The organism is Microbulbifer discodermiae (assembly GCF_040742695.1).
Taxonomy (GTDB): Bacteria; Pseudomonadota; Gammaproteobacteria; order Pseudomonadales; family Cellvibrionaceae; genus Microbulbifer.
Genome location: NZ_JBFLAB010000044.1, coordinates 25,164 through 36,438 on the forward strand (window position 1 = coordinate 25,164; position 11,275 = coordinate 36,438).

7 protein-coding genes are annotated in these 11,275 nt (G+C 60.1%); 3 read left to right on the forward strand and 4 right to left on the reverse strand.

Annotated features, from left to right (window positions below; all coding sequences use genetic code 11):
• Nucleotides 1-90: 90 nt before the first annotated feature.
• The 3 genes from clpB to rluD form a co-directional block, all read right to left on the reverse strand.
• Nucleotides 91-2,697 (reverse strand): ATP-dependent chaperone ClpB, encoded by a 2,607-nt coding sequence (gene clpB / locus AB1S50_RS14515; RefSeq protein ID WP_367151594.1) that lies wholly within the window; start codon nt 2,695-2,697, stop codon nt 91-93.
• A gap of 233 nt (nt 2,698-2,930) precedes the next feature.
• Nucleotides 2,931-3,698, reverse strand: a complete 768-nt coding sequence (gene pgeF / locus AB1S50_RS14520) for a peptidoglycan editing factor PgeF (protein ID WP_367151595.1) — start codon at nt 3,696-3,698, stop codon at nt 2,931-2,933.
• 71 nt (nt 3,699-3,769) lie between these two features.
• Nucleotides 3,770-4,723 carry a 23S rRNA pseudouridine(1911/1915/1917) synthase RluD gene (gene rluD, locus AB1S50_RS14525; RefSeq protein ID WP_367151596.1) on the reverse strand — a complete coding sequence of 318 codons (954 nt, stop codon included), beginning with the start codon at nt 4,721-4,723 and terminating at the stop codon, nt 3,770-3,772.
• Between the two features lie 119 nt (nt 4,724-4,842).
• Here rluD and AB1S50_RS14530 point away from each other — a divergent pair, with 119 nt between their 5' ends.
• A complete protein-coding gene (locus AB1S50_RS14530; RefSeq protein ID WP_367151598.1) occupies nt 4,843-5,775 on the forward strand; it encodes an outer membrane protein assembly factor BamD in 933 nt (310 codons plus the stop codon).
• Nucleotides 5,776-5,880: 105 nt separating this feature from the next.
• Here AB1S50_RS14530 and AB1S50_RS14535 read toward each other — a convergent pair whose 3' ends face one another.
• On the reverse strand, nt 5,881-7,509 hold the full coding sequence (locus AB1S50_RS14535) for an NAD+ synthase (protein WP_367151599.1): 1,629 nt from the start codon (nt 7,507-7,509) through the stop codon (nt 5,881-5,883).
• A gap of 111 nt (nt 7,510-7,620) precedes the next feature.
• Between AB1S50_RS14535 and AB1S50_RS14540 the strand changes: the two genes are divergently transcribed.
• Complete coding sequence (locus AB1S50_RS14540; RefSeq protein WP_367151600.1) at nt 7,621-9,216, forward strand: sensor histidine kinase; 1,596 nt, start codon at nt 7,621-7,623, stop codon at nt 9,214-9,216.
• Between the two features lie 293 nt (nt 9,217-9,509).
• Nucleotides 9,510-10,904, forward strand: coding sequence for a sigma-54-dependent transcriptional regulator (locus AB1S50_RS14545; RefSeq protein WP_367151601.1), 1,395 nt, complete (start codon nt 9,510-9,512; stop codon nt 10,902-10,904).
• Nucleotides 10,905-11,275 lie beyond the last annotated feature (371 nt).

An 11,275-nucleotide genomic window follows, 5' to 3' on the forward strand; every position in this document is an offset into this window, starting at 1 on the left:
CAGATGACAGGATAGGTGATGGGGAAGAGCTGGCGGCAAGCGGCGCGATGGTCGCGCCGCCGCTAGTAATGGCTGGAGGCTATTGCCTCTTTAATTGTGAAAAACCGCCCTGTCGTCTTCGAGGTCGGCATGCACTGTATCACCGGGAGAAAATTTGCCCGCCAGAATTTCCTGGGACAAAGGATTTTCGAGCCACATCTGCATAGCGCGTTTGAGCGGGCGGGCGCCGTACACAGGGTCGAACCCGACTTCGGAAAGCTTGCTCAACAGGTCGTCGGTGATTTCCAGCTTGAGGTCGCGCTCCGCCAGGCGCTTGCGCAGGTGCTCCAGCTGAATCCCGGCAATTTCCCGCACCTGCTCGCGACCCAGCGGATGGAACACCACCACCTCGTCGATCCGGTTGATAAACTCGGGGCGAAAATGCTCCCCGACCACTTCCATCACGGCGTTTTTCATCTGCCGATAACGGATTTCACTGTCCAGCTCGTCCTCATCTGCGCCGCTGGCATATTTCTGAATCAGGTCCGAGCCGAGATTGGAGGTCATTACCACCACGGTATTGCGAAAATCCACGGTGCGCCCCTGACCGTCCGTCAGGCGGCCATCCTCCAACACCTGCAGCAGAATATTGAAAACATCCGGATGGGCCTTTTCCACCTCGTCCATCAGCACCACCGAATAGGGCTTGCGGCGCACCGCCTCGGTGAGATAGCCACCCTCCTCGTAACCGACATAGCCGGGAGGGGCACCGATCAACCGCGCCACCGAGTGCTTCTCCATAAATTCGGACATGTCGATACGCACCATGGCATCCTGGGTATCGAAAAGAAATTCCGCCAATGATTTACACAATTCGGTCTTGCCCACTCCGGTGGGACCCAGAAACAGGAAGGAGCCATTTGGCCGGTTGGGGTCCGCCAGGCCCGCGCGGGAACGGCGCACCGCATTGGCAACGGCGGTCACCGCTTCGTCCTGACCAATAACACGCCTGTGCAGCTCGCCTTCCATACGCAACAGTTTTTCCCGTTCGCCCTCCAACATTTTAGAAACGGGAATGCCGGTCCAGCGGGATACCACTTCCGCCACCTCTTCATCGGTGACACGGTTGCGCAGCAGGCGCGGCTCCACGGCATTTTCCACGGAAGCGGCGGTCTGCAATTGCTGCTCCAGTTCCGGAATCACTCCATATTGCAACTCGGACATACGGGTCAGGTCGCCGGCGCGCCGCGCGGCCTCCATATCCAGCTTGGCCTGCTCCAATTTTTCCTTGATTCCATGACTGCCGGCCAGCTGCGCCTTCTCAGCCTTCCACACTTCCTCCAGATCCGCGTATTCTTTTTCAATTTGGTGAATGTCCTCCTCCAGCTTGGCCAGGCGTTTCTGCGCAGCCTCGTCGTCCTTATCCTTTTTGACCGCTTCGCGCTCTATCTTGAGCTGAATCAGACGCCGCTCCAGCTTATCCATCGACTCCGGCTTGGAATCAATCTCCATACGGATACGGCTGGCGGCCTCATCAATCAAATCGATGGCCTTGTCCGGCAGCTGGCGGTCGGTGATATAGCGCTGGGACAGCTTGGTCGCGGCGATGATGGCCGAGTCGGTAATATCGACGCCGTGGTGCACCTCGTAGCGCTCCTTGAGGCCGCGCAGAATGGCAATGGTGTCCTCTTCCGTGGGCTCATCCACCAGTACCTTTTGAAAACGGCGCTCCAGCGCGGCGTCTTTTTCTATGTACTTGCGGTACTCGTCCAGGGTAGTGGCACCGACACAGTGCAGTTCGCCCCGGGCCAGCGCCGGCTTGAGCATATTGCCGGCATCCATTGCACCTTCAGCCTTGCCGGCGCCCACCATAGTGTGCAGTTCGTCAATAAACAGGATGATACGGCCCTCCTGTTTGGAGAGCTCGTTGAGCACTGCCTTCAGCCGCTCTTCAAATTCGCCGCGGAATTTCGCCCCGGCCAGCAGGGCGCCGAGGTCCAGGGACAGCAAGCGCTTGTCCTTGAGCCCCTCCGGCACTTCGCCATTGACGATGCGCTGGGCCAGCCCCTCGACGATGGCGGTCTTGCCGACGCCGGGCTCGCCGATCAGCACGGGATTGTTTTTGGTGCGCCGCTGCAATACCTGGATGGTGCGGCGGATCTCGTCATCGCGGCCGATAACGGGGTCCAGCTTGCCCGCCAGGGCGCGCTCGGTTAAATCCAGGGTGTATTTGTCCAGTGCCTGCCGCGCATCTTCGGCCCCCGGGTCATCGACCTTGTCCTCGCCGCGCACTTTTTCGATCGCCGCCCGCAACTGTTTCACATCGCCGTTGGCATTGAGCAGTTTGGCGATCTCGCCGGCGGCGGAGTCGAAGGCCGCCAGCAGCACCGTCTCACTGGCGATAAAGCTGTCGCCATTCTGCTGCGCTTTTTTGTCGGCCAGATTAAACAGCCGCACCAGTTCCTGGGACATACCCACGTCGCCGGTTGGGGTGCTGATGGTGGGCAGCGCATCGAGTCGCTTGGCCAGATCGTTGCGCAGTCCATTGAGATTGAAGCCGGCCTGGGCGAGAAATGCCGGCACACTGCCGTTGTTCTGGTTGAGCAGTGCCTGCAGCAGGTGCTCGGGATAAATCTGGTTGTGATCGCGCCCCACGGCGATGGACTGGGCGTCGGCAATCGCCGACTGCAGCGCGTTTGTCATTCGGTCTATACGCATTGACGAGGCCTCTCCTTGATTGCGGCAAAGCAGTCCTACCTGCGGCGACGCTTTTGTTGCGGACGTCACTCAGTGTAGTGTCGATACTTAAATAGGGACGGGGGGAAATTTTTCAATGGGTGAGGGATGGCGCGACTTGATCTGCATCAATTTGACGCCAGGATAAAATTAATTTCCCGGCGACCGAACAGATTGTGGAATCATTGGGCACCGGGATTTGTCGCCGCCGGACCTCAGCGGGATTCGAGCCAGATCAGAGAAGCCATACGGCCGGTGGCGCCGTCCCGCCGGTAGGAATAAAAACGCTGCGCGTCCGCAAAGGTGCAGTAATCACCTCCATAAACCTCCGCTACGCCGAGCCGCTCCAATTCGGCGCGGGCAAGCGCGTACAGGTCGGCGCGAAAGTGCAAGGGTTTTTCCGCATGGGGCTGAAAGCACCGGGCCATGGCTTCCGCGTGCCGCCCATCAATGGCCCGATCAAAGAAAGCCTCCAGTACCTCGACACCGGTCTCGAACGCCTGCGGTCCTATGGCGGGACCCAGGTACACCAGCAGGTCTTCCGCCGCGCAATCCAGGGCGCTCAGGGTATTGCGCAATATACCGCCAGCCAACCCGCGCCAGCCGGCGTGTACAGCGGCAACCCAGGTAGCGGCCCTATCGCACAGCAACAGGGGCAAACAGTCCGCCGTCTGCACTGCACACACTATACCCGGCCCCAGAGCTATGCTGGCATCCGCCGTACGCACCAGGCCATCGGCATGGGCCTCTACCACCTTGCTGCTGTGGATCTGCTCCAGCCACTGCGGCTCTGCGGGCAACCGCAATTCGTCCATCAACCGGCGCCGGTTGGCGGCCACCGCCGCCGGGTCGTCACCGGCGTGGGCACCCAGGTTGAAGGATTCGTAGACGCCGCCGCTGTGACCGCCGGTGCGTAGGGTAACTACAGCGCGCACCGGTTCAGGTGCGGGCCAGAGGGGATAGAGGTAGTGCTCGGCGGTCATTGGAATCCCTGGTAATTTGTTAACCCGGCAGTTTGTTGAGGCACCGGTTCGTAACCGTCCCATGGAGAAGCTTAAGGAGCATCCTCGCGCAACAGCGTCAGCAGCCGCAGCATATCGTCGGGCACGGGCCTGTGCCAGCGCATCGTTGTGCCGCTCTGGGGATGCCGGAGCACCAGTTCCTCCGCGTGCAGCGCCTGGCGCGGGAACTGCTGTAACTCGGCCACCAGTGCCCCGCCGGCGTCCAGGGGCAACCGCGGGCGGCCGCCGTAGAGAGGGTCCCCCACCAGTGGATGGCGGATATGGGCCATGTGAACACGAATCTGGTGGGTACGCCCTGTCTCCAATTGGCAGCACAGCAGGGTGTGTGCACGAAACCGCTCCGCTACCCGGTAGTGAGTGACCGCTTCTCTGCCCCCGGTCTCCAGCACAGCCATCTTCAGGCGGTTCTGGCGGTGCCTGCCAATGGGGGCATCCACGCTGCCGCCACCGCTCAGCACACCCTGGACCAGGGCCTGGTAGCGGCGGCCGACACTGCGCTCCTTCAGCTGGTCCACCAGACTGGTCTGGGCCTGGAGGGTCTTGGCCACCACCAGCAGGCCACTGGTGTCCTTGTCGAGCCGGTGCACAATGCCGGCCCGCGGCACCTTTTCCAGTTGCGGGGCATGGTGCAACAGCGCATTGAGCAGGGTGCCGCGAGGATTACCCGCCGCCGGATGCACCACTAGCCCCGCGGGTTTGTTGACCACCAGCAGTGTCTGGTCCTCATAGGCGATGTCCAGGGGAATATCCTCCGCCTGCCACTCCCCCTGGGGCTCCAGTTGGGCGCGCAGACGCAGGGTTTCACCCCCAAACAGCTTGTCCCGTGGCCTGGCGGTGCGACCATCGAGGGTCAGCTGGCCACCCCTGATCCAGCCCTGCAGGCGGGCGCGGGAGTAGTCGGGAATTAATTCGGCCGCCGCCTGGTCTAACCTTTGTCCAGCCAGCCGGGCGGGAACTTCGATATCCAATTCGAGTCGATCGGTCATTCTGCAAAGACTTTGGGCAGCCCGGCTACTGTGGTTAAATGGCGGGCCGCCGCAAGGGTTACCGGTAAATGGCGGCTAGTTTAATAGGGTAGTGACTGATAATGATAGAGAGAGGCGCAATGCAGGCCTGGAAACCTCTGTGGCTGGCCGCACTGGCGGCGATACTGGTCGCCTGTGCCAGTACCGAGGAATCCGAGGAGGGCCTCCCCTCCGGCAGCCGTACCGAGCAGACCTTCTACGAGGCCGCACAGCGGCAGCTGAGGTCCAGCCAATGGGACCTGGCGATCAACAACCTGCGGGCGCTGGAAGACAACTTTCCCTTCGGCAACTATGCGGAACAGGCCCAGTTGGAGCTGATTTACGCCTATTACCGCAACTACGAGAATGACGCGGCCATCGCCGCGGCGGACCGCTTTATCCGCCTGCACCCCCAGCACCGCAATGTGGACTATGCCTACTACATGAAGGGATTGGCCTCCTTTACCGAGGGATCCGGTCTGTTTGAGCAGTTCCTGCCCACGGACATGACCCGCCGCGACCCCGGCTCGGCGCGGGAGTCCTTCGCCTACTTCGCCCAGCTGATGTCGCGCTATCCGGAGAGCCGCTACGCGCCGGACGCGCAGAAGCGCATGATCCACCTGCGCAACCTGCTGGCCCGCTACGAAATACACGTGGCCAACTACTATTTCAAGCGCGGCGCCTACCTGGCAGCCGCCAACCGGGGCCGTTTCGTGGTGGAAAACTTCCAGCAGACCCCGGCGGTGCCGGACGCGCTGGCGGTTATGGTACAGGGATACCACCTAATGGAGGTCCCCGAACTGGAAGCGGATGCACTGGCCGTATTGCGTACCAACTACCCGGACCACCCGGCGTTTCGCAGTGACGGCAGCTTCGACTACGATTACTACAAAGGCGCCAGTGGCCGCAGCCTGATCCACCGCCTCACCCTCGGCGTGTTCGAGAAGTCCGATCCCCGCGGCTTTGACAGCCGCGAGCTGTACAATGCCGAGTACCAGCGTGAGAGTGCACCCCTGCCACCGGAGCTAACCTAGGGCCTGGATACACTAGCTGAATTGGCCCCAGCGATCACCACAGCAGAGGATTGCAGGGCTATGCCGCAAAGGATTCCGCCCCGCATCAGCCGCGTCTAGCGGCTGCTAATCCCCCGCCTTCCAGCCATTGGTGATGGGATAGCGGCGATCGCGGCCGAAACCCCGCTCGGAGATACGCACACCCACGGCGGCTTGGCGGCGCTTGTATTCATTGCGATCCACCAGGCGCACCACTCTCTCTACCAGGTGGCGGTCAAAACCCTTCTCGACAATCTCCGCGGCGCTGTAATCCTGATCCACATAGAGATCGAGAATAAGGTCCAGTTCGTCATAGGGGGGCAGACTGTCGCTATCCACCTGGTCCGGCGCCAGTTCAGCGCTGGGCGGACGGGTAATGACCGTCTCGGGAATCACCTCCGAGAGGCTGTTGCGGTAGCGGGCCAGTTCGAACACCAGGGTTTTGGGCACATCCTTGAGCGCATTAAATCCTCCCACCATATCCCCATAGAGAGTCGCATAGCCCACTGCCATCTCGCTCTTGTTGCCAGTAGTCAACACCATGGCGCCCTTCTTGTTGGAGATGGCCATCAGCAGTACGCCGCGGGAGCGCGCCTGCAGGTTTTCCTCGGTGGTATCTCGCTCGGCCCCGGCAAACTCTTCCGCAAGGGCACCCATAAAGGCGTCAAAAATAGCCTCGATACTGATCACGCGGTAGTGAATCCCGAGCCGCTGGGCCTGGTCCCGGGCGTCGTTACGGCTCAGGTCCGAGGTATAACGAAACGGCATCATCACCGCCTCCACCCGCTCCTTACCCAACGCATCCACCGCAATAGCCAGGGTCAGGGCCGAATCAATACCACCGGACAGCCCCAGTACGACTCCGTTAAAACCATTCTTGTTGACATAGTCCCGCACCCCCAATACCAGGGCCTGGTACACAGCGGCGAGGTCCCCCAGTGCCGGAACCATCTCCTCGGACTCCAGCGCGACTTCTCCCTTGGTGCAACTTACCGTGACGGGCAACAGATGTTCTACAAATTCCGGGGCCCGTCCACAGAGCCTGCCCCGGGCATCCACTGCGAATGAGCCCCCATCGAACACCAGTTCATCCTGACCCCCGACCCAATTGACGTAGACCACCGGCATATTGCCGGCCCTGGCCTGCTTGCCGAGGAGTTCCAGCCGCTGCCGGGTCTTGCCCCGATGAAAGGGCGAGGCGTTGATGTTCAGCATCAGCCGGGCGCCGGCAGCCGCCGCCTGTGCCATGGGCCCTGGATGCCAGATGTCCTCGCAGATGGTAATGGCGATGGGAACTCCCTTGATTTCCACCACTTGTGGACCATCGCCGGGGACGAAATAGCGCTTCTCGTCGAACACCTGGTAATTGGGAAGCTTCTGCTTCGCATACTCGGCCTGCAGCTGACCTCCGGCGATCAGCCCGGCCATATTGAAGGTGGCACCGGCCACCATGCGCGGATAGCCGATCAGTACTGCACAGGGAAGCTGTGCGGCCCGCAACTGGTCCAGCGCGCTGTCGATTCGACGCTGCATACTGGGCCGCAGCAGCAGGTCCTCCGGTGGGTAGCCACACAGTGTCAGTTCGGGAAAAACCACCAGGTCGGCACCGTGATCGCGGTGTGCGCGACAGGCGACGTCGATCACCCGGGCTGTATTTGCGGGAATATCCCCCACCAGAGAATTGATTTGCGCCAGCACTAGCTGCAAAGTAGACATCTTGGGACCTCGTCACACTCAGGCCGTTATTGTAACGCCTGGCGCGGTACGACAGCACGGGTAAACCGGTTGCAGGCGGGGAGAACAGCCAACAGCGTGGGGAGCCACCTCTTGACCAGCGCGACGCCGGCCTCCAGTGATGGACTTGCCCTGCAAAACCATGAACTGCTGCGTATTTACTCCGTTTATCGGGTAGCCATTGCACTGGTGCTGCTGGGGGTCTTCTCCTCCGACATTGGCAGAGGTGCAGTGGGCAGCAGCGCTCCGGCACTCTATCTGAATACCGTGGTTTTCTACACTGCCCTCAATATCGGCTGGCTGCTGCACCTGCGCCGACTCAGGTATGAGGGCAGCGCCGGCCAGGTGGGACTGATCCTGGGCTGTGACATCCTGTGTTTTCTGTTGCTGATCCACGCCAGCGGCGGTCTCAATTCCGGGCTCGGCTATCTATTGCTGATCAATTGTTCCGTGGGTTCCCTGCTGCTGGACCGGCGCATGGGCGCCTTCTTCGCCGCCGTGGCCAGTATGGCGGTGATCAGCCAACAGCTATACCGGCTGCTGGCGGGGCGCGCCGAAACCCAGGATATAGTTTCCGCCGGCATGCTGGGGATTTTATTGTTTGCCACTGTGAGCGCATTGCAATATCTGTCCGGTCGCATCAGCAGCGCCAATCTGCGCGCTGAACAACAGAGTCGCCAGGCGGCCCACCTGCAGCGGCTGGCACAGCAGATCATCGAGCGGATGCACACAGGGGTACTGGTTCTGGACACAGCCAACAAACCGGAACTGATCAATCGCGCAGCGCGCCAGTTGCTCGGCGACGACTACCAGCCGGGCGGCCAGCGGCAGCAGGCGCTGTTTTCGGCCCTGCGCGAGTGGCGCCGCGACCCGTCAAAGGGCAGCACCGTATTGAGCGACGTCGCTGCCACCGAGCTGCGTATCAGTTTCGCCAAGTTATCCCAGGACCAGGGCGACAATTCACTGCTGTTTATCGAGGACAATCGCAAGCTCTCCCAGGCGGCGCAGAAACTGAAGCTCGCCTCCCTGGGACACCTCACCGCATCCATCGCCCACGAGGTGCGCAACCCCCTGGGCGCCATCAGCCATGCGGCGCAACTGTTGTCCGAGTCCACCGCACTGAACCCCGAGGACCGGCATCTCATCGATATCATCTGCCGCCACAGTCAGCGGGTCAATCAGATCGTCGAGAATGTGATGCAACTGTCGCGCCGCCGCGCCAGCGCTCCCCAACAGCGCGATCTCGTCGCCTGGCTGGAACAGTTTCTGCCGGATTTTCGTGCCGGCGCAGCGGCCGATATCCAGATCAATCTACTTCTTCCGGCACAACCGGTGTACGCGCGCTTCGATCCACAGCAACTGACCCAGGTCGTCACCAACCTTTGCAGCAACGCCCTGCGCCACTCCCGGCTGGCCGGGAAACCCCAGGCAGATATCGCGGTCTACCACCACGGGCAGAGGGATTGCGCCATGCTGGATGTGATCGACTGTGGCCCGGGTGTGGTAGAGGAGCATCAGCAAAAAATCTTTGAGCCTTTTTTTACCACCGGTGCCGGCGGCAGCGGCCTGGGCCTCTATATAGCGCGGGAGCTGTGCGAAGCAAACCAGGCGACGCTGTCCTGGTGTCGCAACCAAGACAACAGAAGCTGCTTCAGGGTAGAATTCGCCCACGCAAATCGGATTTTCTGACCAAAACGGGAAATCAGTTAACCTGCTGTCCCGAACAGAGATGTTCGGGCCGCAAATCGAACATGTAACTGCTTGTTTTGTCGTGGAGCGTTTGCGGACATGCGCCGCAAACCTGGGTTGAGGAAAGCCAGGGTGGTTTTTTTCAACAATCTGCTAGAGGGCCCCTGACTCATTGCCGGGTTAACGCAAAACCATGCCCGGTTTCGATAGGGGAACAGGATCACAATCCGAAGGGAGTCGGGCTGGAAACCCGATCGGCGGTAAATATAGAACAACAAAAGATCAGAAGATTGATGCAATCACTTGCCCTGGTTGTCGACGACGAACCGGATATCTGCGCACTGCTGACTATGACCTTGCGGCGCATGGAGGTGCGCTGTCATACCGCTACCAACCTGCGCGAAGCGCGCAGCCTGCTCTGTGAGCACCGCTACGATTTCTGTCTGACGGATATGCGGCTGCCGGACGGCAATGGTTTGCAACTGGTGAAACATATCCAGAGTCAGGAACAGGGTGCCCTGCCGGTGGCCGTTATTACCGCCCACGGCAATATGGATACCGCTATCTCCGCGCTAAAGTGCGGCGCCTTCGATTTCGTTACCAAGCCGGTCAATCTGGAACAATTGCGCAGCCTGGTACAGTTGGCCCTGCGCCTCAAGCGAACAACCGATCGGGGCGCGGAGAACCAAACCGGACAACTCCTGCTGGGCGAAGCGGAAAATATGCGCCTTCTGCACCGACAAATCGCCAAGGTTGCCCGCAGCGACGCCCCTGTTTATATCAGTGGCGAGTCCGGCTCGGGCAAGGAACTGGTCGCCCGCTCGATCCATGCCCTGGGCGCCCGTGGGGAACGGCCCTTTGTCGCCGTTAACTGTGGTGCCATTCCCGCCGACCTGATGGAAAGCGAATTTTTCGGGCACGCCAAAGGCAGTTTCACCGGCGCCCACAAGGACAAACCCGGACTCTTCCAAAACGCACAGGGCGGCACCCTGTTTCTCGACGAAGTGGCGGACCTGCCTCTCCCCATGCAAGTCAAGCTGTTGCGCGCGATCCAGGAAAAGGTGGTGCGCCCGATTGGTGCCGGTGGGGAAACTCCGGTCGATGTGCGAATTCTGTGCGCAACCCACCGTGACCTCGCCAGAGAAGTGGAAAAGGGACGCTTTCGCAGCGACCTTTACTATCGTGTGAATGTCATCGAGATAGCCGTGCCCCCGCTTCGTGAAAGGCGAGAGGATATTCCCCTGTTGGTGAGCAGGATCATGGATGGCATAGCGGCGAAAAATAGTATCGAAGTGCCGCGACTGTCCGCTGAGGCGATGGCGGCACTGCAAAATTACGCTTTTCCCGGCAATGTACGCCAGCTGGAAAATATACTGGAGCGCGCTTTTACCCTCAGCGACCAGCGACAGATCCGAAGCGATGACCTGCTGCTGGAAGAGGCCAGAATGACACCAGCGCCATCGGTGCAGGGCACCCTATCCACCGCCCCCGGACGGGAGGATCTTTCGCGCCCCTTCGATCCGAACCGATACCCCTCGCTGGATGATTTCTTACAGTGTGTTGAAAAAGAGGCGATAGAACGGGCACTGGCAAAAACCCGCTGGAACCGCACTGCCGCTGCGGAAAACCTCGGCATCAGTTTTCGTTCACTGCGCTACAGGCTGAAAAAACTCGGGCTGGAAGATTAATTGCCAGCTAACCAACGCTTCCCCGGCTTTTCCCAGCCCGGGTTTGCGGCACATCACATATCAAGCAATTGCACATTGATTTGCAGCCCATTGTTAATCCGGATATTCAATAGATGCTGCCTCCTCTATTGGGTTATCACCCTTTATAAACTGCGCAATTACGCACAATCGCTGGTTTTTCAATGGCTTTTGCCGCATTAACCCGATAATTTACCAAGTTGCGGGTTACTAGCAGGCTGTTGATTTTGTCGCCTGAGAACATTGGGTTAGATACAATACGGAAAACGATAACCCACAGAGGATTTTGGTTCAGTGCGCGGTATGGATGTTTTTCAGGAGTCTCTTTTCACAACAGTGCAGTTGGAATCGTT